Below are 21,191 nucleotides of genomic sequence, written 5' to 3'. Positions count from 1 at the left end.
ACCTCTTTAGACGAAATAATAAAACTATCAATTCTTTGATAGTTTTCTTTTGATTAAAAGCTGATATGCCGCAGGGATAACAAACATAGATAAGAGAGGGGCTGAAATCATGCCCCCAACCATAGGTAAAGCAATACGACTCATTAATTCAGAACCTGTTCCAGTCCCCAACAGAATAGGGATTAACCCCGCCAAAATGACAGCGACTGTCATTGCTTTAGGGCGAACACGTAGCACGGCCCCTGTATGAATTGCCTCATTGAGTTGTTGCTCTGTTAAGGATGCCGTTGAAGAAGATAGGCTTTGCTGTGCATGCTCAATTGCTTGCTTTAAATAGAACAACATGACTACACCAAACTCTGCGGCAACACCAGCAAGTGCAATAAAACCAACAGCAATCGCAACCGAAAAGTGATAATCACTCAAGTACATAGCCCAAATACCACCAATCAACGCAAAAGGTAGTGTTGCCATAATCAGAACAGCATCTTGTACTTGCCTAAAAATCAAATAGAGCAATAGAAAAATGATCATCAAAGTAATTGGAATAACAACTTTTAAGCGAGCATTCGCACGCTCCATGAACTCAAACTGTCCTGAATAGCTAATGCTCATGGCAGAAGAACGTTTTACTTTTTGGTCTATGGCCTGCTTCAAATCTTGTACAACCGAAGCTAAGTCACGTCCTTGTACATCGACATAGACCCAACCACTTGGACGGGCATTCTCACTTTTAAGCATTGGCGGCCCATCTGTAATTTGAATATTAGCAACACTACTCAAGACTATTTGTTGACCAGATTCTGTTAGAATCGGTAAATTTCTTAAGGCTTCCAGTGAATCTCGAATCTCTCGTGGGTAACGTACATTAATGGGATACCGTGCCAAGCCTTCAACAGTTTCTCCAATATTTTCCCCGCCAATCGCTGATGAGACGATTTGCTGTACATCTTTAATATTGAGACCATATCGCGCAGCCTGCATACGGTTAATATCGACATCAACATATCGACCACCTGTGAGCCGTTCAGCTAAAGCTGAACTAACACCGGGCACCTGTTTAGCCACTTGTTCAATTTGCTGTGCTACCCGATCAATATCTTGCAGATCATTTGCTGAAATCTTAATCCCGATTGGACTTTTCACCCCAGTTGCCAACATATCAATCCGGTTACGGATAGGTGGCACCCAAATGTTTGTTAAACCCGGTACTTGGACTGCCTTATCTAGTTCTTTTATCAATTTGTCAGGTGTCATACCTGAACGCCATTCAGACCGTGGTTTGAACTGAATCGTGGTTTCAAACATTTCTAATGGTGCAGAATCTGTGGCTGACTCAGCGCGACCAGCTTTACCGAATACTGTTGCAACTTCAGGAACGGTTTTAATCATTCGATCAGTCTGTTGGAGTAGCTCAGAAGCTTTTGCTGCGGACAATCCCGGTAAAGCTGAAGGCATATACAGTAAATCACCTTCATCCATATTGGGTAGAAACTCCCCACCTAAGCGTGTTAAAGGGAAAAGACTAATAAGGAAAATTAGCAATGCACCAAGTAAAATTGTCTTTGGATGAGCTAAAACCTTATCCAACATAGGGCTGTATATTTTGATCAGAAAACGGTTCAGTGGATTACGCTGTTCAGAAGGTAATTTCCCTCGAATCCAATAACCCATTAAAACAGGAATCAGGGTAATGGATAAACCAGCTGCCGCTGCCATGGCATAGGTTTTGGTAAACGCCAGAGGCGAGAACAAACGTCCTTCTTGTGCCTGTAAAGTAAAAATAGGAATAAAAGATAAGGTAATGATAAGTAAGCAAAAAAATAAAGCAGGACCAACTTCACTGGCGGAACGGGCAATAATATTCCAGCGTGCTTGAGTTTCTAATACTTGATTGGGATGTTCATGCTGCCAAGTCTCTATATGCTTATGTGCATTTTCAACCATCACAACCGCTGCATCAACCATAGCACCAATAGCAATGGCAATCCCCCCCAATGACATGATATTGGCATTTAGGCCCTGATAGTACATGACTAAGAAAGCCGACAAAATCCCAAGTGGTAAAGAAACAATAGCTACCATTGCTGATCGTAAATGCCAGAGGAAAAGTCCACAGACTAAAGCCACCACAATAAATTCTTCAATTAATTTATGACTGAGATTCTCGACTGCCCGATCAATCAGTTTACTGCGATCATATACAGGAACAACTTGCACTCCTTTAGGTAAACTTTGTTGCAATTCAGCCAGTTTTGCTTTCACAGCAGTAATCGTTTCACGTGCATTCTTACCGGCCCGTAAAATCACAACACCGCCAACAATTTCACCTTGTCCATTCAGCTCAGTGATACCACGACGCATTTCCGGTCCGAGTTGAATAGTTGCAACATCGCCTAAAGTAACAGGAATCCCAAAACTATTTGTTTTTATCGGGATCTGTCGAAAATCTTCTAATGTCTTTAAATAACCAGAAGCTCGTACCATATATTCAGTTTCAGCCATCTCCAGAACTGAACCACCGGTTTCTTGATTGGCCTTTTGAATCGCTTCAATGACATTGTTTTGAGTAACTCCTAAGGCGGCCATTTTACTTGGATCTAAAACAACCTGATATTGCTTCACCATTCCCCCAATCGTGGCAACTTCAGCCACATTGGGTAATGTCTTTAGTTCATACTTTAAAAACCAGTCTTGTATGCTTCTCAGTTGTGAAAGGTCATGTTGTCCTGTTGGATCAACTAACGCATATTCATAAACCCAGCCAACGCCTGTGGCATCTGGCCCTAATGAAGATTTCGCATTTGCAGGCATTTTTCCCTGAATCTGATTTAGATATTCCAATACACGCGAACGGGCCCAATAAAGATCGGTATGTTCATCAAAAATGACATATACAAATGAATCACCAAAAAAAGAATAACCACGAACAGTTTTAACACCAGGTACTGATAACATCGTTGTTGTTAAAGGGTACGTCACCTGATTTTCAACAATTTGTGGTGCCTGACCTGGGTAATTAGTTCTGACAATCACTTGCACATCAGATAAATCTGGTAAAGCATCAACCGGAGTATTTTTTACAGCCCAAACACCCCAAGCTGCCAGAATTAAAGCTGCCAATAAGACAAATACACGATTCAAAATTGAAAAACGAATAATACGGGCGATCATAATAGTTCTCCCGTTAGTTCTTCAAAGATGCCATAGACATCTTTGAAATGTCAGAAATGACATAAGAATTTCCAACTTTTGTAAAACTAAAGTTGACCTGGTCACCTTGCTGAATTCGGGTAAATGGTTGTACGGGCTGTTTAAAGCTCATGGTCATAGCACCCCAGCCCAACTCAGGAATAGCTTGGTGTGAAATGGTAATATCTTGATTTGTGACTTTTTCAACTTTACCAAGACCTTGATATGTTGACCTCTTAATCGTTTGAGATGATGCAATTGGTTGCCCAGTGTTGAGCTTATCCAATACGCCTTGCAAATTTGCTTCAGAATCAATCAGAAATTGTCCTGAAATCACTACTCTCTGACCAGCTTTCAACCCTTGTAGGACTGCAATTTTATTGCCATCACTTTGCCCTAACTGTACAACAACTGGTTCAAAACGCCCTTGCTCACGCCCTACAATGACAACATTCCGAGTACCTGTCCGTATAACAGCTTGCTCTGGTACAACCAAACTGCTTTGGGGATTATTTATTATATTGACAGAAGCAAACATCCCTGGCTTAAGTTGACCACTAGGATTTGGTAATTCAATCCGAACTTTAATAGTTCTTGATGTTGTATCTAAGGTAGGCAAAATGTCGATAACTTTGCCAGTTACTTTTTGAGAAAAAGCAGCAAAATTGGCTTCTACACTCATACCTCGTTTGATTCCAGCAATTTGTTTTTCAGGAACGGCTGCCTCTAGCCAAATCGGGTTGATACCTTTAATTGTGGCCAAGGTTTGTCCCATAGCCAAAGCCATACCATTGCGGACTTCTAGTGAATCAATAAATCCACTAATGGGAGCTTGCAAAGTTATATTAGATTGCACTCGACGAGTTCGCTCAACTTGATGAATCACATTTTGTGGTATTCCTAAAAGCTGCAAACGTTGACGGCTTGCTTGAATAAGGGAACGATCTCCAGTACGGAGCACAGCTAAAAATTCAGTTTGCTCTCCAGTCCATTCGGGTATTGAAATATCAGCTATAGGGCTTCCTTCGGTCACCATATCTCCAACAGCATGCCCATACACTCGCTGAACAAAGCCACTTGCTCTAGTTTGTAAAATAGCTGTTTGCCGTTCATTTGCTTGTAATATGCCATTAGTAAACATGGCATTTCCAATTACAGCCTGTTCAACAGTGCCGTAACGGATGGCTAAATTTTGTTGAAGAGTTGGATCTATTTTGACTGTAGGACGACTTTCATCCGTCATCGTAGTATTTTCGTCTGCATATTTAGGTACCAGTTGCATGTCCATAAATGGAGACTTGCCTGGCTTATCAAAATGCTGTCCTGGTTTCATTGGATCGTACCAATAAAGCACTTTAGCATCCTGCTTCTGGCTTACCGATGCCGATTGAGAACCCTCTTCCTGATGAGCAAACCAATATCCGGCACCGCCACCTACGACAAGACTAATTGTGGCAACTCCCATGACAGTCATTGCCAATTTATTTCTTAACATTATGGCTGCTCCTCAGCATGGTTTAAGGTCGGCTCTTCAAAGGCAAAATAAAGTTGGGCTTTAGTCACAGCCTGTTGTTGTTGGAGATCAATGAGACGCAAACGTTGTTCTAAAAGAGATTGTCGGGCAGTAATAACATCAGACAAATTGCTTTTACCAGCTTGGTAGCTTGCCAACTGTAAACCCACTTTTTGTTTAGCGAGTGGAATACTTATTTGCATTGCACGTCTAATTTGCTGATCAAGCGCATCGAGATCGGATAGCCCGTCATCTAACTTCGTGAGATGTTCACGGTATTGGGCTTCTTGATCCGCAGTAATCCTGTTTTGCTCGTCTAGGGCTGCCTGAATGAGGGGACCACTACGTTTTTTTGAAAATACAGGAAGCTCAGTTGTCAGTTGTACACCGATCATATCGCCAAACTCTGGGGCACGATGCAGGTATGCAAGCTCAATACCCCAATCAGGTTTTTGTAAAGCCTGAGCTTGTTTCAATTTTGCTTCAGCAGTTAGCTTTTCAGCCTGAAAAGCTTTTAATTCAGGATGCTGATGCAAGTTATGATACAGCTTTGATGTATCAAGATGGATGGATGGAGCTTGGTCAGGTAAGGTTTCAATTTGAGAGGGATTTCCAGTTTGCTCTACACTGACCAACCGATGTAATTCTAGTTTGGCTTTATTTAAATCACGAAGTAAATCATCCTTCCGGTCAAGTAATACAGTGGCTTCTTGTTTTGGATCAAGTGCATCAGCAACAATTGTCCGACCGGATGTGACCTGTGTCTGTGTGATTTGAGAAAGTAATCGATTTTCTGAAAACAGTTCATCATATAGCGCCAATTTACGCTCAAGATAAAAGCGTTTAAGCCAAGCAGATGCGACTTTCTGACGTAACTCAATACGTAGAATCTCAGTTTGAGCAGTAGCTGAACCCAATTCAGCTTTTGCTAACTCGACCTCGGCTTGTCTTTTGGCGCGGTTTGGAAAATCTTGCATAACACCAATTTTCTGCATGGTCATGCCATCTTGTGTGACTGACCATGACGCATCACCAGATATAGGATAATTCTCCAAACCGAAAAATAATTTAGGGTTGGGTAAAATGCCAGAAGCTGAAACTACATTCTCAGCCCCTTCAATTCGAGCACTATTTGCTCTAAGGGTAGGTGCATATTGCTCCGCAAGTTTTAAGGCTGTATCCAAAGTTAGTGGTTCGGCATAAGCATGACCATAACTCAAGAGAAAGCAAACTGCGGTTATTGACCATCCACCCCATTTTAGGGACAGCTTTTCTTTATTAAAGTTCATATTTTTAGCTCTAAAATGATGTACACGCGCACGTGCAGAACATCCATAGAAAACTCTATGAATGATGATTAGTCATCAAATTAATTAGAGCGTGGGGGTTTCCATAAATTGGAAGGATCAGATGAGGTGAAATTTTGATTTAATGGAGAAAAAGCAGACTGTTCCACAGGGGAAGAAACCATAGATTGCAAAACACCTAGTGCTGTAGATGTATATGCAATTTTAGAAAATGACATAATACAATCTTGCTTAGACATACATGATGGATCATGTAATTGCTTCTTAATCTGTACTTCAGCTTTCATACAATCCATGTGCATAGCACTTGCTTTTTCATGATCTTCAGAATTCATCATTTGCATGGATTGCATATCTTGAGATGACATTAAACATGGACTATGTACAGATGAAGCTACTGCTGCCGATCCTACGATGAGGATAGCAAATGATAAAAACAGCGAAAGGCATGTTTTTAACCAGTGCATAATGTCATGACCAAAATTTAAGCTTTTTTAGTTTTACAGATTTAGAAAAAATTAGCAATTTTATTCATTAAAATAGCAGCCTTAAGGCTGCTATTTTAATATCGAGACAAATTAAAAAACTAATTCAATACCTGCACCATATAGCCATCCCTTTTCAGAATCTGTTGCTTCTTGAAAAGGAGTTGATTTTTTTCCTTTCTCATATTGATAGGCTATATCAACAAATGGTCTGATACGTTTGGTAATCTCATAACGAGTTTTAATACCTGTCTTCAATTCTGACAATCCCGTCTTTGATGCAAAGTCAGAATTATCATTAAACACAACATCTGCTTCAATATATGGCTGAGTAATCAACTTTTGAGTGAGTAATAAATCACGGTCGAAATCAAAACTAGCTCCCCAGAAGTTGTCTTTTCCACCATAAAGGTAAGCTTTGGTCTCAAAGAAATAAGGAGCAAGACCTAATATACCAACAACACCATCGACTCGATCGCTGTTCTTGTTATTTTTATCCTCGCTGTATCTTAGACCAGCTTGTACATCCCAAAATGGTGCTACATTACGGCTATAAAGTGCAGACACATCATAATTGGGATCATTACTCTCTGCTTTATTCAGATTGGCTTCAACAAATACTCGATTCTCATCTGTTCCAATCAATGTTTCGAAACTAGAACCTAAACTACCCTTACCATCGTTATCAATTACCCACTCATTGGAAAATTTAGTTGTTTGGTAAATCTGTCCACCATGCTCGTTCAGATGTTTATCATGATTTTGGCTAAGAGCTAATTTGCCTTTTGAAGTATTTTGAGCAGCATTACGTTCAACATAGCCTAATCCTCCAGCTTCTTTTAAAAGCACATTCATACTTGACGTACTCTTATTTAGATTTTCAGTCGAATTATCATTAGCAAATGCCATACCTGCTAAACCAATTAAAGCAACTGATAAAAGTGTTTTTGAAAAAAGTTTTTTAGTGGTTTGCATGTTGATTCACTCCCTTATCATTTGCATGGGGTTGGGCAACGATACTTTTTGAATCAACATCATTGCTATCTACATTTGCCACAATGAGTTTGTTCATCATTCCAGCTGCCATGTGATATAACAAATGGCAGTGGATAGCCCATTCACCTAATTCATCAGCAGTAAGTAAAGTTGTAACTGTTTTCCCTGGTGGCACAATGATCGTGTGTTTATTTGGCATATTACTTGGATCTTGACCATTTTCAAGCTGCATAAACATACCGTGCAAGTGCATTGGGTGAGCCATCATACTGTCATTCACAAATTTCAAGCGTATACGTTCCCCATATTTCACTTTGAATGGTTCTGTTTCATTAAACTTCTTACCATTAATTGTCCAAATGTAGCGCTCCATATTCCCACCAAGACGGATTTCCATTTCACGTTCAGGGGCACGAGTGTCTTTTTGAGGATCTAACGATTGCAAATCACTATATTGCAATGCTTTATTACCTTCAGGTGTTGAAGCATTTGCCCATCCAAATACGGTATTATCATTCTTGTCTGAAGCCGCCTTGACAGTAGCGCTATTCATCGGCATATCATGATCCATACCTTTCATAGAAGACATATCATGATCCATACCTTTCATAGAAGACATATCGTGATTCATGCCTTTCATAGAAGACATATCATGATCCATACCTTTCATAGAAGACATATCATGATTCATGCCTTTCATAGAAGACATATCATGATCCATACCTTTCATAGAAGACATATCGTGATTCATGCCTTTCATAGAAGACATATCATGATCCATACCTTTCATAGAAGACATATCGTGATTCATATCTTTCATAGATGACATGTCATGGCTCATCCCCATATCTTCCATAGTTAATAAAGCACGAGGGCGAGATTTAGGCATCTCAATTTGTTTGACTGCTGGGCTGCTTTCTTCATGTAATGTTCCCACTGAAAAACCGGTACGATCAATAGATTCAGCTTCAATTTGGTAATGTGCTTGTTTTGGTTCCACAATGACATCATAGGTTTCAGCAGTACCTATTCGGAACTCATCTACAGGAACGGGCTTTACAGGTTGACCATCAGCACTGACTACAGTCATTTTTAGGTTTGGAATGCGTACATCAAAGAATGACATAGCGGAAGCATTAATAAAACGAAGGCGAACTTTTTCACCAGCTTTGAAGTTACCGGTCCAGTTTTGCTGAGGTGTTTTGCCATTCATTAAAAATGTATAACCAGTCACATCGGACATATCTGTTTTCAGCATTCGCATCTGATTCCACATAGAACGGTCTTGCCAAGTCGCTTTTAGCCCATCACGTTTAACTTGTTTTAATACATCGAATACTGTTTCGCGGCGGTTCTGATAGTAATCTGCTTCTTTTTTAAGATTCTTTGTGATTTGATCACTTGTCGAATTATGAAAATCAGAAAGCAAAACCACATAATCTCTATCGGTTTTTTCAGCAGCTGTTAGTGGAGTTTTATCTTTAGGATAAATAACAAAAGCACCATATAAACCGTCTTGTTCTTGTCCTTTACTATGTGAATGATACCAATAAGTACCATTTTGGCGGACTTTAAACTTATATTCATAAGTTTTATTAGGGGCAATGCCATTAAATTTGTTAAATCCAGGTACACCATCCATAATTCCAGGTAATAATAAGCCATGCCAATGGATTGAAGAGTCCTGATTTTTTAACTTATTGTGAACACGGATAACGGCCTCATCACCTTCTTCAAATTCAAGAAGTGGTGCAACGAATTTACCATTTACAGTAATTCTCTCAACTGGTTTTCCTGTGATATTTACAGTTTGTTCAGCGATTGTTAAATCATATTCTTTAACTGCCGCCATTACCCAAGTTGATGAAAATAAACCAACTCCAATTAAGAGTACATGACTTAACTTATTTGACATTCTATCTCACCTTTAGAAAGGTCAAGATTGAAGTAATAAAGCAAATATTTAGTATAAACTTTAATACTTCTTTCTCGCTATTTATAAAATTATTTATTGCTACTAGGCATATTCATCTTTGAATGATCCATTTTAGAATGGTCCATATTCATCATAGCATGATCCATTTTTGACATGTCAGATGAGTTAGGAGACTGATGTTGACTATGATCTTGCTGAGTCTTGTCATCTTTTTCCATTTTACAAGGTTTTGTACAAGGTTCCTGTGCTTTTACCGTTTTAGTGGCACTTGAGGTTGATACATCTTTTGCCCAAGATTGAGTACCAGCAATTAAAGTTCCAGCACACATTAAAATTGTTAGACTACGACGCACTACAGTTTTCATAAGTTTCTCTAAAAGTTAATTTCTTGCTACTACAATAAAGTGAAGCACTGAACATCTAAGTGACTTGAAAATGACATTTTTGTAATCTATCTCGATCAGATGTTTTATAACGTTATTATAGTTTTAATGAATGACTTAGGATTCGGAAATGAGAATACTATTAGTTGAAGATGAACAAAAAACTGGTGATTATCTCAAGCAAGGTTTATCCGAAGCTGGCTATATTACGGACTGGGTTACAGATGGGTTAACGGGTAAACATCAAGCTCTTTCTGAAGAGTATGACTTAATTATTTTAGACGTGATGTTACCTGGACTAAATGGTTGGAATATTATCAATGATATTCGTAGCAGCGGTAAAACAATGCCCATTCTTTTTCTTACCGCCCGAGATCAAATCGAAGATCGAGTAAAAGGATTAGAGCTAGGCGCTGATGATTATTTAGTTAAGCCTTTTGCTTTTGCAGAGCTTCTAGCTCGAATAAAAACGCTCCTTAGACGAGGGCAACAAAGAGAAGATAATAATATTATTAAGATTGCTGATTTAGAACTTGATTTGAGAAAACGTCGGGTAACACGAGCAGGTCAACGCATTGATCTGACGGCTAAAGAATTTGCGCTTATGGAGCTTTTTATGCGTAGAAGAGGTGAAATTCTACCAAGAGCACTTATTGCATCTCAAATTTGGGATATGAACTTTGATAGTGATACAAATGTAGTTGAAGTCGCTATTAAACGATTAAGAAATAAAGTAGATAGTAATTTTACCCCTAAGTTAATTCAGAATATTCGAGGAATGGGGTATGTATTAGAGGTAGAAGATGAATAATAAATTATTCAAATCTATCAGTTTTCGTATTGGTATTATTTTCTCATTATCGACTATATGCATTCTCATTATGATGGGGTTTTTCATCCATAAATTAGTGATGCATCATTTTGAAACGCAAGATCGTACCCAATTAGAAGGTAAAATCCAGCTTATTCAGAATCTTCTCCAACAGCATCCTAAAAATTCTCCAGAACTTGATCTTTATTTAAGAGATGCGTTAGTTGGACACCATGATCTTATGGTCCAAATAGAACGACCGACAGGTAAAGTTTTATTTAGTTCAGCATCCTCAATCATTAATACTCAAAATTTAATCAAGTCAGCAAATAATTCATGGATTAAATGGCAAGTTCAAAATAAGACCTATCGTGGCATGATCTACACTACAGGTATAAATAGAAATTCTGAAATACAATCTGTACGAATTATTGTTGGGATCGATACATCAGAACATCTACATTTTCTAAAAGATTTTAAGCGTCAACTTTTGTATATTGGTTTGGCTGGTACAATTTGTTTAATGTTTTTAGGTTGGTTTGCAACCTGGAGAGGTTTAAGACCAGTGCAAAAAATGGCTAAGGTCGCAGAAGGAATTTCTGCTCAACATCTTTCAGAACGTTTAGAAGTTGAGCATACACCAACCGAACTAAAATCATTGGCAATCGCCTTCAATGCTATGCTGGACAGACTAGAGTCAGCTTTAGAAAAACTTTCCGATTTTTCATCTGATTTAGCACATGAAATTAGAACACCGATTAATAATTTAATGACCCAAACTCAAGTATGTCTCGCCCGTAACCGAGATATTGCTACTTATCAAGAAATACTATTTTCTAATTTAGAAGAATTTGAACGTTTGGCTCGAATGGTGTCCGATATGCTTTTCTTGGCAAAAGCAGAACATGGCTTAAATTTACAGAACTTACAGAATATTGACCTCATTAAAGAAGTTACCGCTTTATTTGATTTCTATGACGCTCTAGCTGCCGAAAAAAATATGACACTTCAACAAACAGGATCTGGCAATGTAAAAGGTGATCCTGCTATGTTACGTCGCGCACTCAGCAACCTATTGTCTAATGCAGTTAAATATGGAAACAAGAATTCTACAATACAGATAAAACTTCAACAGAATTTAGATAACACAATATTTTCAATTGAAAATGAAGGCCCTGAACTCTCTCCTGAACAACTATCCAGATTATTTGATCGTTTTTATCGAACAGATGCGTCTAGACAAAGAACAGAAGAAGGAACCGGCTTAGGGCTTGCCATAACAAAATCTATTCTTGATATGCTTGGGGCGACCATCCAGGCTGAATCCCTCAATGGTCGAATCATTTTTACCATTGTTTTTCAAAGTGAATCCATGCAAGGGGAATCATTTTAACTCATTTTTTGAACATCTTCTATTTACCCGAGTTGACCTTACATAAAGCTCAAACTGAGAGCCAGAGCTACGCCAGCACCTATCATGGCAATTGTGTAGCCAAATATGATAGCTCGGCCAAACTGTGCCCCCCCTGTCATCCATGCAATTGTCGCTTTGCTTAACATGTTGCTCAGTGTGGCCAGCCCTAGCGCGACAGCAGCCACATTTGTTGTTAAGCCTTCAGTACTATGCAGGCGGGCAAGTGAGACTAAAATAGCATCTACGTCTGCTAGCCCAGAAATAGTCGATAATACGAAGATGCCGCTGGTGCCCAACCATTGTTTTGCTGCCGGGACCAAGACTGCCATGACAGCCAGGAAAGCAGCGAAGCTGAATGCTGTCCCAAGATCAAAAGGAGCCATTGCTTCTATTGTTCGATCGTTGTTTTCAGCGCTGGTAATTTGGCGTTGTCTCCACAATGCCATACCCAGCAGAAGGATTCCCGCAATCATCATTGCACCACCAAAAGTGCTTAGCAATGCTGGCTCAATGACGCCTATCAGCACAACCATACGAAAAAACATGATGCCACAGGCAGCCAATGTTCCAGAAATAGCAGCACTGACCATGACGGGGTGCTGGCGTGTATAGCGTGCCAGTGCGACAGTTGCAGCTGTAGAAGATGCCAAACCACCCAATAGACCTGTCCAGAATATGCCTCTTTCTGAACCGGTAAGCCGCATGGCAAAATGACCTGCCAGAGAGAGTCCGGCAATCAGGATCACTGCCCACCATAACTGGTAAGGATTTAATGCAGCAAAAGGTCCCAGACCCGTATTGGGTAAGTAGGGTAATATAACGACAGAAAGTACCAGCAACTGCAGGGATGCGGTTAATTCACGATGCTCTATCAAGCGTAACCAACTATGTAATTTTGGCTTGAGATCCAAAAACACAGCGACGATTACAGCCGCAGTTAATGCTAAAGTAACATTACCATGGGATGCATATGCGCCTAGAACTAATGTCAACAGCATCGCAATAATTGTGGTAGCACTTAAATTACCGGAAATTTTTGCGGTACGAGCATAGGACACTGTTAGTAATAAGGAAAGCCCTAATACGGCCGCAACTAGCGGCCAAGCTCCGAAGTTTGGTTGTAAATGACCGAGCACTCCTCCGAGCAATCCTGTCAATGTGAAGGTACGTAGACCTGCTACTCGGCTGCCTTCTGGCAGTTCTCGATCCTGCCATCCTCGTTCTAAACCAATGAGCAGGCCGATGGCGAGTGCTGCAACCAGCCCTGATACATCTGGTGGAAGAAAAGAACTCTCTATCATAACTTTTTATTTCGCAGGCGAAGGGCATTCGTGATGACTGAAGCTGAACTCAAACTCATAGCCAAGGCGGCAATCATCGGTGACAACAACCAACCGGTAAATGGATATAGTACGCCAGCCGCGATAGGGATACCCAAAGCATTGTAAAGGAAAGCAAACATGAGGTTCTGTTTCATGTTGCCGACAGTAGCTTCCGAAAGTGAACGGGCAACAGCAATCCCTCGTAAATCTCCCTTGACCAGCGTAACTTGGGCACTATTCATTGCAACATCAGTCCCGGTTCCCATAGCGATACCGACATCAGCTTTAGCCAAGGCTGGTGCATCATTGATGCCATCACCAGCCATAGCCACGATGCGACCTTCCTTCTGCAATTTGCTGACCAGTTCTAGTTTATCTGCGGGTTTGACTTCGCCATGTACCTCATCAATGCCTAGACGTGCTGCGACTGAACGGGCAGTGGTGAGACCATCTCCTGTTGCCATCACGATACGTAGACCCGCTTCCTTCAGGGTGGCAAGTGCTTCTGGGGTATTTTTTTTGATGGGATCGGATACTGCAAGCAGACCGGCCAATTCACCATTGATGGCTAGATGCATCACACTTGCACCTTCCGAACGCAGCTCTTCGGCTTGCGGAATCAGAGATTGTACCGAGATACCCAATTGCTCCATCAGTGCTGTGTTGCCCAAAGCTAACTGACGATCGCCCACTTGACCTCGAACACCAATCCCTGAGCCCGATTCAAAATTATCTGGTGTTTCAAGAGACAGGCCACGTTCGTGTGCTGCGTTTACAATCGCTTCGGCTAGCGGGTGTTCACTGCCTTGATCAAGACTGGCGGCTAAACGTAATACTTCAGATTCGTCAAAATCTGATGCGGCAACTACACGATCGAATACAGGGCGTCCTTCAGTTAACGTACCTGTTTTATCGATGATTAGTGTGTCAATCTTGCGTAGATTCTCAATGGCTGCTGCATCACGGAACAGCACACCATGAGTAGCACCTTGACCCGTCGCAACCATGATAGACATTGGAGTTGCCAAGCCTAGTGCACAAGGACAGGCAATAATGAGTACTGCCACAGCATTGATTAATGCATAAACCCAGCTTGATTCTTCTGGGCCGAATAGTCCCCATCCAAAGAAGGTAAGCAAGGCAATGGTCACTACAGCCATGACGAACCAACCTGCTACCTGATCAGCCATACGTTGCATTGGTGCTCTCGATCGTTGAGCTTGCGCCACCATCTGTACGATCTGGGATAACATGGTACTTGAACCAATTTTCTCTGAACGCATGATCAATGAACCATTGGTATTCAGGGTAGCTCCAATGACTTTATCGCCGATACGTTTAGTGATAGGTAAAGGTTCACCTGTCAGCATCGATTCATCCACTGAACTACTTCCTTCAGTGATTACACCATCCACAGGCACTTTTTCACCTGGGCGAATTCTGAGTAAATCTCCTACATGGACATGCGTTAGAGGAACATCTTCTTCAGTTCCATCAGGCAGGATTCGGCGAGCTGTTTTAGGAGCGAGCCCAAGGAGTGACTTAATTGCAGCAGAAGTTTGCGAACGTGCTTTTAACTCCAATATTTGTCCCAGTAGGGTCAATGAAATGATGACCGCTGAAGCTTCAAAGTAAACAGCGACACGACCCATGGAAATAAATGAGTCTGGGAAGATTTGCGGTGCAATGGTTGCGACCACACTATAAATAAATGCAGCTCCAGTGCCCAAACCAATCAGCGTCCACATGTTCGGGCTGCGATTCACAACCGATTGCCAACCCCGGGAAAAAAATGGCCAACCTGCCCAAAGTACAATTGGGAGTGACAACACCAGTTCAATCCAGCTCTGAACAGCCATATTGAACAGGTTCATTTGATGACCAAACATCGCCAAAAAAGTCACGATGATGGTCAATGGCAGTGTCCACCAGAAGCGTCGGCGGAAATCACGTAACTCCGGATTCTCATCTTCCTCTAATTCAGGAATGAGTGGCTCCAGTGTCATTCCGCATTTAGGACAGTTTCCAGGATGATCTTGCCTGATTTCTGGATGCATTGGGCATGTATAGATGGTCGTACCTGTTGTGCTTGCCGCATTAACGTGTTGAACAGTCTGATGATGCTGTGTATGTGCATCGGCAGTCGTCGTTGCGGGTTTAGCGATATATTGCACCGGGCTGCTATGAAACTTTGATTGACATTTATCACTGCAAAAAAAGTAAGTTTTCCCCTTAAATTCCTCATGGTATTTCGATTCTTCAGTGACGGTCATACCACAGACTGGGTCTTTCAGTACGTCTGTTGTAGCCTGTGCCATATGGTCCTGGTTATGATTTTTTTGATCTGACATAAATAATTCTCTTATGGAAAAGTGGTTTTATGGCCGAATTTTGGAATTAATCTCGGAGTCTGTTGAGCATAGCTGTCATAGACAGCGCCAAACTGTTTACTCATTTCAGCCTCTTCCTTAATTGCCAAGCGGCTGTACATTAAGAGTAGGATTGGAAACATAATCAGTGTCAGTAAAGTTGGCCATTGCAATAAAAAACCCAGCAAGATCATCACAAAAGCCACGTATTGTGGGTGACGTATACGTGCATAAGGGCCTGTGATCGCTAAAGAATGCTGACGTTGCGCGTTGTACAGCACGTGCCATGACGTTGATAACAGGTAAAATCCATAGCCCAAGAAAACGTAACTGGCGATATGCAAAATGCCAAAATGTGGATCACCTTTTTCACCTAATAGCGTTGACCACAAGTGACCTGCATTATGAGAAAGTAAGTCAAGTTGAGGGAAGCGAGTTTGAAGCCAACCAGATAACAGGTAAATGGTTAAAGGAAAACCATACATTTCGACAAATAGAGCAATGATAAAAGCCGAAAAGGCCCCAAATGTACGCCAATCGCGCGCAGTGGAAGGTCTAAAAAAACTGAAAGCGAACATGATAAAAACTGCTGAGTTAATGATAACCAGCGTCCATAAACCATAAGCCGATTCCGCATGATTCATGATGGATCTCCTGATAAGAGCTATTTTTTGTTATCAGATATATCGGATTTTTTTTGCTGCGAGTGGTTATGCCCATGACCACCATGCATAAAAATATGCATCAGTGGACACGCTAAAAGGAATAAATAAGGCAAAGCACCGATAACGTGGGCTAAATGTTCCGTTAATAGAAAATAAGCTGCGATACCACCCAGCACGATTAGACCAATGGCATAACGTGTAGACCAGAAGTTAGGTACTGAATTATTTTCTTGGTGTTGGTGATTCATGGTGCTTTCCCCTAATTCATGGGTAACTATTTAGTTGCTGACGGAGGCATACAGTCCATCATCATCTGCATCATGGATTGCATCATGTCCATACGTTTTTCCATCATCTGCTGACGGTCAGCCATATTTGTATTCATGCTTTGGCTGCCCATCTGTTTCATCATACTCATACCTCCTTGCATGAGTTTCATGTGCTCAGCCATAAGTTTCTGACGTTCTTGTGGGGTTTTTGCAGCCATCATCTTCTCATGCATGGCTTGCATCGCCTTCATGTGTTGATCCATTGCAGCCATTTTATCTGTAGCAGTGGTGCTGGTAACTGTTTGCTTAATTGTTACTGCAGATGGTGCTGTTTTTTCAGGGTGGTGATCTTTGTGTTCATCGGATTGCTGTGCAAATGTATTCAATGACGCGGCTGCGATACATAAGCCCAAAAAAATGTTTTTGAATTTCATCATAATTTTTTTCCTTTAAATAATTTGGAAGTAAAAGCTATGTTTTAGTACTGAACAGAGTCTAGGAATTTGACTACTAAACTGATGAAATTTTTGGTTATTCTCTGTCTCTCTTAAAAATTTTAGCACTATTAATTAATTATTTTTAAAAATGACAAAAATGTAATTTTGAGATCTTCTCGAAATATATAGTCTATGCTGAGATGACAAAAATTTTATTTAATATTAATCTTTTAAAACTATTAAAGTTGTTATGATTTTATGTGCTTAAAAAAATAAAAATGAAATGATTAGATGACTCCAAGGCTAGTTAGAGACACATTCTTAATGTAATTTACACTGTTATTCCTTTAAAGAAAAAATACAGTTGATCAAAATAGTTTTTTATAGAAAAAAGGGTGGATAATTTAATTATTAAACTTATTGGTATATTTATTAGATAGAAGGTAAAGAAGATTATTTTTAATATTAGGGTTTATAATCCAAATTTCAGAGTAAGGAATCTACTACTTATATAATAGAGATTCCATCTCCAAAACAGTACTACTGTATGAATGAGTTGTATTCAATGCAGGGAAGAATGTAGATCCTTAATACTAACGGAAAATTATTTTACTGAATTTTCATGTAAAGACTCATTTAATTGATCAATCACTGTCGTCCATTCACCATCAGAGTGTAGTTTTTCTTCTAAAAAATGACGTTGAGCATCAGTCCAAAAAATTGCTTGTGTTAAAAAAACATCTCCAGCTAGCTGATGGCTCTCTATGAATTTTGCAATTGCTTCTTCAGTAGAAGCTAAACCAAGCTGTTCAAATAATTTGGTCATTCTTGGACGTGTTTGAGTCATGTGCTTAGCCCACAAATTTATATTAGATCAAATTAAACATAACATGTTTATATTTAAACTAAAATATAAAAAATTAAATAGCTACTATTTTCTTAGACAAAATGATTACTACATTTCATAAATCAACCACCTACATAATTTGTTTGTTAAATGATCATTATTTTTCAATAAGATTATTTTAGGGTCTGTTGACATTTACTGTTCATAATTAACCCTATAAAGGTAGCCATAAAAATATACAGGCTAAAGCAACAGAACTTTGATAATTTCTTTTGAGCTTGTCATATCGAGTAGCTATTCCTCTAAATTGCTTTAATCTACAAAACATATTTTCAACTAAATGCCTGATTTTATATAAACACCAGTCCATATGGTCATTGTTCGATTGGCTATTCGTTTTCTTTGGTATATTCGCTTTAGTCCCTGTTTTCCTGATCTGTTCACGCAGTGGTTCTGAATCATAGCCTTTATCTGCACATACCACTTTTGTCTCTTTTAAATCTAATGTTGATATTAAATCAGGTGCAACTTTAACATCATGTGTGGTTCCATCGGTAATCATGAAATCAATAGGATTGCCATGTGCATCAACAATCAAATGTATTTTTGAGGAGTTTCCTCCTACACTTTTAGAAATAGATTGATTCGCTATACCGGCAGAATGTTGATGAGCACGTACATGAGAGCCATCAATAAAAATCCACTCCATATCGGGGCATGAGGCTAGTAATTTGAATAATCTAAGTAACTTACCGCTGCTTGACCAACGATTAAAACGTTTGAAAATAGAGTTTGAATGACCAAAACAAGAAGGAATATCTCGCCACGGACAGCCTGTTCTAATTCTATAGAGAATAGCTTCAATAAAATGGATAAATTACGCAGAATAACTTTCAACTTTTGCCAGTGTTGATCTGTCAGCATGGTACGAGGCATAGCGAATAGTAAAATTGGGTTTGGCGATTTGATTTTACTACTTCGCTATTTTTTTAAGCTAAAAGTGTCAACACACCCTAATAGTTAAAGATTTTAAATTTTAAAAATGACAAAAATGTAATTTTGAAGTCATCGCTCTGTTTCTGTCTCTCACTAATAATTGAAATATAAGAGGAGATGATGTGGTCTCATTAAATATAGATTTTATAAAGTCATCTCTAATGAACTAACGAATCAAGAGGAAACGTAAATGAAATTATTTCAAAATAAAATGACTGCTCTACGTAATGTTGTAGTAGCTGCAACGATGATTGTGGCTACTACAACTACGTTCGCTCATGTGAGTTTAGTGAGTGCGATTCCTGCGGAAAATGCATCTGTCCTTAGTCAACCAAAGAACTTGACCCTTAACTTTGGTGCAGAGGTTATGTTGATGAATATTAAGTTACTGGATGCTCAGCGAAGAGATGTTCCTTTAAAATATAAAGTTACTCATGACTTAAAGAAATCCTTTGATGTCGCTCTTCCGAAACTGAAAAAAGGTAAATATACCGTTGTCTGGACAACAATGGGGAAAGATGGCCACAACATGAATGGTGAATATAGTTTCACTATCAAATCAACTAAATAAGAATTGATTACCTTTCAACATGTCAGTGAGGTGCTGACATGTTGTTCTAGAATGGAGAAAAATAATGATTTCTGAATATTGGATGTGGGCCACTTGGTTAACTAAGGTTATTTTATATTTAAGTGTAGCTTTTGTCGTTGGTGGAGCCTTTTGCTATTTTTTACTTAGACAATATCTTGAACTAAAAGAATCGATTCTTAAATATATTACAATTGGCGCTGGATTAGGCCTAATTTCCAGTACCTTGGGATTTTTTATTCTGATTGGTAGTTTTGCCAATACTGGTATTACAGGTATGGTGGACCCCACGTATATTAATATATTGGTTAATACTCCGACGGGGTATATATACGTTCTTCGTTCTATTAGTTTTGCTCTTTTACTTCTTCTCATGGTGGTTAAACTTAACAGGAACAAAGGTCAGTTTTCTATAATTGAAAGTTCAATATTTTGTATTTTACTTATCCCGATTATTTTTAGTTTTTCCCAGCTCGGACATGTCGCTAATTTAACCTTACTTGCTCAAATTTTATTATCAATCCATATTCTAGTTATGTCGTTATGGATGGGGTCTTTATATCCGTTATGGAAAACCAGCCGGGAAATAAGTGGTTTACCTTTAAAAGATCGCATGCATGTATTTGGACGTATTGCTGCTTTCATTGTTGGGATATTAATCGCCTGTGGCGCTAGTGTAGCTCTTCTTTTAATTAAAGATTTTAATACCTTAATCAATACTGCATATGGCTATGGTTTCATGGTTAAAATGTTTTTTGTTATAAGTATTCTACTTTTAGCTGCCTTCAACAAATGGTATTTCACCCCGCGTCTTCAACATCCTAAATTCGCTAAACACCTTAGTCATGCCATTTTATTTGAGATGTTATTAGGTCTATCAATTCTATTAACAACAGGCTATATAACCACTGTCGTGGGTATTGAATAAGAGAATTTCAAAATAAGGGAATTGAGGAAATTTAACATTACTGCATTTATCTTTTGTAGCTGAGCAATAAAGTTTCTACTGGACTGTCAACTTACGACAATCAGAACAGTAAAATCGCATCATGAGGCATTATACATAAAGGTAGTCACTGGTTTTTTAGCTTATCTTCAACCCATAACGGTCTCATCTATTCAGTTCACTACCATTGATTGAAATAACTAATCTTATAAATTTCAGAGTGATCGTAGATGACAAAAATGTCATTTTAAAGTCACATTAATGTTGGTTAAGTACTTTTACTGTAGTCATTAGAACACTCTTCTTTGGAATACTCTGAAGAAAACTGTAAGGTTGTAAACAGACCAAGTTACAGCGAGTAACTGATTCAGAAAAAGGCTGGTTGTATGGTGAAAGTTTAGAGTTACTGTTCTAATGTTTTAAACAAATGTTTTGTTAAAAAGGAGCAACATATGAAATTTCACATCGCTAATATGACTTGTGGTGGTTGTGCACGCGGCATTACTACCGCAATTAAAGAGCTCGACTCGAATGCCTCACTCGATATTGATTTACAAAACCGTATTGTTGAAATCAACACAACGGTGAGTCAGGATCAAGTCATTGCCACTCTCAGTGAGCGTGGATTTACAGCTGATCCTGCTTAATCTCTGTTAGAGTAACAGTGGGAATTCCTTACCACTTTTACTCTCTCTTATTTTCCTCATCGTACAG

General features: G+C 39.3%; 18 protein-coding genes and 1 pseudogene. 5 read left to right on the top strand and 14 right to left on the bottom strand.

Annotated elements, in window-relative coordinates:
* Positions 1-27: 27 nt before the first annotated feature.
* The 7 genes from MP622_RS17285 to MP622_RS17255 all read right to left on the bottom strand — a co-directional run bounded on the left by MP622_RS17285 (position 28) and on the right by MP622_RS17255 (position 9,794).
* Positions 28-3,174 (bottom strand): efflux RND transporter permease subunit, encoded by a 3,147-nt coding sequence (locus MP622_RS17285; RefSeq protein WP_151832968.1) that lies wholly within the window; start codon positions 3,172-3,174, stop codon positions 28-30.
* Positions 3,175-3,187: 13 nt separating this feature from the next.
* Entirely contained in the window at positions 3,188-4,687 is a 1,500-nt protein-coding gene (locus MP622_RS17280) for an efflux RND transporter periplasmic adaptor subunit (RefSeq protein WP_058971418.1), read from the bottom strand.
* Positions 4,687-5,994 (bottom strand): TolC family protein, encoded by a 1,308-nt coding sequence (locus MP622_RS17275; RefSeq protein WP_115736697.1) that lies wholly within the window; start codon positions 5,992-5,994, stop codon positions 4,687-4,689. Before MP622_RS17275 ends, MP622_RS17280 begins: the two co-directional genes overlap by 1 nt.
* 80 nt (positions 5,995-6,074) lie before the next feature.
* Positions 6,075-6,479 carry a hypothetical protein gene (locus MP622_RS17270; RefSeq protein WP_006581738.1) on the bottom strand — a complete coding sequence of 135 codons (405 nt, stop codon included), beginning with the start codon at positions 6,477-6,479 and terminating at the stop codon, positions 6,075-6,077.
* A 111-nt stretch (positions 6,480-6,590) separates the two neighbouring features.
* Complete coding sequence (locus MP622_RS17265) at positions 6,591-7,472, bottom strand: copper resistance protein B (RefSeq protein ID WP_004637557.1); 882 nt, start codon at positions 7,470-7,472, stop codon at positions 6,591-6,593.
* Complete coding sequence (locus tag MP622_RS17260) at positions 7,459-9,408, bottom strand: multicopper oxidase domain-containing protein (protein ID WP_243793590.1); 1,950 nt, start codon at positions 9,406-9,408, stop codon at positions 7,459-7,461. The genes MP622_RS17265 and MP622_RS17260 overlap by 14 nt, the downstream gene beginning before the upstream one ends.
* 89 nt (positions 9,409-9,497) lie before the next feature.
* Entirely contained in the window at positions 9,498-9,794 is a 297-nt protein-coding gene (locus MP622_RS17255; protein WP_005021637.1) for a hypothetical protein, read from the bottom strand.
* A 148-nt stretch (positions 9,795-9,942) separates the two neighbouring features.
* Here MP622_RS17255 and MP622_RS17250 point away from each other — a divergent pair, with 148 nt between their 5' ends.
* Together MP622_RS17250 and MP622_RS17245 are read left to right on the top strand one after the other, a co-directional pair.
* On the top strand, positions 9,943-10,623 hold the full coding sequence (locus MP622_RS17250; protein WP_004679347.1) for a heavy metal response regulator transcription factor: 681 nt from the start codon (positions 9,943-9,945) through the stop codon (positions 10,621-10,623).
* Entirely contained in the window at positions 10,616-12,016 is a 1,401-nt protein-coding gene (locus tag MP622_RS17245) for a heavy metal sensor histidine kinase (RefSeq protein ID WP_243793588.1), read from the top strand. The genes MP622_RS17250 and MP622_RS17245 overlap by 8 nt, the downstream gene beginning before the upstream one ends.
* Positions 12,017-12,054: 38 nt before the next feature.
* On the opposite strand, the gene MP622_RS17240 is transcribed toward MP622_RS17245, so the two are convergent.
* The 7 genes and pseudogenes from MP622_RS17240 to MP622_RS17210 form a co-directional block, all read right to left on the bottom strand.
* Entirely contained in the window at positions 12,055-13,338 is a 1,284-nt protein-coding gene (locus tag MP622_RS17240) for an MgtC/SapB family protein (RefSeq protein WP_119690361.1), read from the bottom strand.
* Positions 13,335-15,710, bottom strand: coding sequence for a heavy metal translocating P-type ATPase (locus MP622_RS17235; RefSeq protein ID WP_004663996.1), 2,376 nt, complete (start codon positions 15,708-15,710; stop codon positions 13,335-13,337). Before MP622_RS17235 ends, MP622_RS17240 begins: the two co-directional genes overlap by 4 nt.
* 11 nt (positions 15,711-15,721) lie before the next feature.
* Positions 15,722-16,372 carry an isoprenylcysteine carboxylmethyltransferase family protein gene (locus MP622_RS17230; RefSeq protein ID WP_119690362.1) on the bottom strand — a complete coding sequence of 217 codons (651 nt, stop codon included), beginning with the start codon at positions 16,370-16,372 and terminating at the stop codon, positions 15,722-15,724.
* Between the two features lie 20 nt (positions 16,373-16,392).
* Complete coding sequence (locus MP622_RS17225) at positions 16,393-16,641, bottom strand: DUF2933 domain-containing protein (protein ID WP_004695740.1); 249 nt, start codon at positions 16,639-16,641, stop codon at positions 16,393-16,395.
* Positions 16,642-16,667: 26 nt separating this feature from the next.
* Complete coding sequence (locus MP622_RS17220; RefSeq protein ID WP_057061707.1) at positions 16,668-17,099, bottom strand: hypothetical protein; 432 nt, start codon at positions 17,097-17,099, stop codon at positions 16,668-16,670.
* 604 nt (positions 17,100-17,703) lie between these two features.
* Complete coding sequence (locus MP622_RS17215) at positions 17,704-17,946, bottom strand: DUF2789 family protein (protein WP_004281876.1); 243 nt, start codon at positions 17,944-17,946, stop codon at positions 17,704-17,706.
* A 214-nt stretch (positions 17,947-18,160) separates the two neighbouring features.
* A pseudogene (locus MP622_RS17210) lies at positions 18,161-18,882 on the bottom strand (IS5 family transposase).
* 250 nt (positions 18,883-19,132) lie between these two features.
* Here MP622_RS17210 and MP622_RS17205 point away from each other — a divergent pair.
* The 3 genes from MP622_RS17205 to MP622_RS17195 all read left to right on the top strand — a co-directional run bounded on the left by MP622_RS17205 (position 19,133) and on the right by MP622_RS17195 (position 21,124).
* Positions 19,133-19,513, top strand: coding sequence for a copper resistance protein CopC (locus tag MP622_RS17205; protein WP_057061708.1), 381 nt, complete (start codon positions 19,133-19,135; stop codon positions 19,511-19,513).
* Between the two features lie 64 nt (positions 19,514-19,577).
* The gene (locus MP622_RS17200; RefSeq protein WP_005100635.1) at positions 19,578-20,459 is read left to right on the top strand and encodes a CopD family protein; all 882 of its coding nucleotides are present in this window, start codon (positions 19,578-19,580) and stop codon (positions 20,457-20,459) included.
* Positions 20,460-20,929: 470 nt separating this feature from the next.
* Positions 20,930-21,124: a heavy-metal-associated domain-containing protein gene (locus MP622_RS17195; RefSeq protein ID WP_004281879.1), complete on the top strand. Its 195-nt coding sequence runs from the start codon at positions 20,930-20,932 to the stop codon at positions 21,122-21,124.
* Positions 21,125-21,191 lie beyond the last annotated feature (67 nt).

The organism is Acinetobacter sp. PK01, assembly GCF_022819285.1.
GTDB lineage: Bacteria > Pseudomonadota > Gammaproteobacteria > Pseudomonadales > Moraxellaceae > Acinetobacter > Acinetobacter tandoii.
Note: the sequence above shows the minus strand (reverse complement) of the source record. Positions and strands in the feature narration are given on the sequence as shown.

Bases quoted from the DNA above. Each gene is read 5' to 3' on its own strand.
- MP622_RS17195 (WP_004281879.1), top strand. From the start codon at position 20,930: ATGAAATTTCACATCGCTAATATGACTTGTGGTGGTTGTGCACGCGGC.
- MP622_RS17220 (WP_057061707.1), bottom strand. From the start codon at position 17,099: ATGATGAAATTCAAAAACATTTTTTTGGGCTTATGTATCGCAGCCGCG.
- MP622_RS17225 (WP_004695740.1), bottom strand. From the start codon at position 16,641: ATGAATCACCAACACCAAGAAAATAATTCAGTACCTAACTTCTGGTCT.
- MP622_RS17230 (WP_119690362.1), bottom strand. From the start codon at position 16,372: ATGAATCATGCGGAATCGGCTTATGGTTTATGGACGCTGGTTATCATT.
- MP622_RS17260 (WP_243793590.1), bottom strand. From the start codon at position 9,408: ATGTCAAATAAGTTAAGTCATGTACTCTTAATTGGAGTTGGTTTATTT.
- MP622_RS17270 (WP_006581738.1), bottom strand. From the start codon at position 6,479: ATGCACTGGTTAAAAACATGCCTTTCGCTGTTTTTATCATTTGCTATC.
- MP622_RS17240 (WP_119690361.1), bottom strand. From the start codon at position 13,338: ATGATAGAGAGTTCTTTTCTTCCACCAGATGTATCAGGGCTGGTTGCA.
- MP622_RS17280 (WP_058971418.1), bottom strand. From the start codon at position 4,687: ATGTTAAGAAATAAATTGGCAATGACTGTCATGGGAGTTGCCACAATT.
- MP622_RS17285 (WP_151832968.1), bottom strand. From the start codon at position 3,174: ATGATCGCCCGTATTATTCGTTTTTCAATTTTGAATCGTGTATTTGTC.
- MP622_RS17235 (WP_004663996.1), bottom strand. From the start codon at position 15,710: ATGTCAGATCAAAAAAATCATAACCAGGACCATATGGCACAGGCTACA.
- MP622_RS17205 (WP_057061708.1), top strand. From the start codon at position 19,133: ATGAAATTATTTCAAAATAAAATGACTGCTCTACGTAATGTTGTAGTA.
- MP622_RS17250 (WP_004679347.1), top strand. From the start codon at position 9,943: ATGAGAATACTATTAGTTGAAGATGAACAAAAAACTGGTGATTATCTC.
- MP622_RS17275 (WP_115736697.1), bottom strand. From the start codon at position 5,994: ATGAACTTTAATAAAGAAAAGCTGTCCCTAAAATGGGGTGGATGGTCA.
- MP622_RS17255 (WP_005021637.1), bottom strand. From the start codon at position 9,794: ATGAAAACTGTAGTGCGTCGTAGTCTAACAATTTTAATGTGTGCTGGA.
- MP622_RS17215 (WP_004281876.1), bottom strand. From the start codon at position 17,946: ATGACTCAAACACGTCCAAGAATGACCAAATTATTTGAACAGCTTGGT.
- MP622_RS17265 (WP_004637557.1), bottom strand. From the start codon at position 7,472: ATGCAAACCACTAAAAAACTTTTTTCAAAAACACTTTTATCAGTTGCT.
- MP622_RS17245 (WP_243793588.1), top strand. From the start codon at position 10,616: ATGAATAATAAATTATTCAAATCTATCAGTTTTCGTATTGGTATTATT.
- MP622_RS17200 (WP_005100635.1), top strand. From the start codon at position 19,578: ATGATTTCTGAATATTGGATGTGGGCCACTTGGTTAACTAAGGTTATT.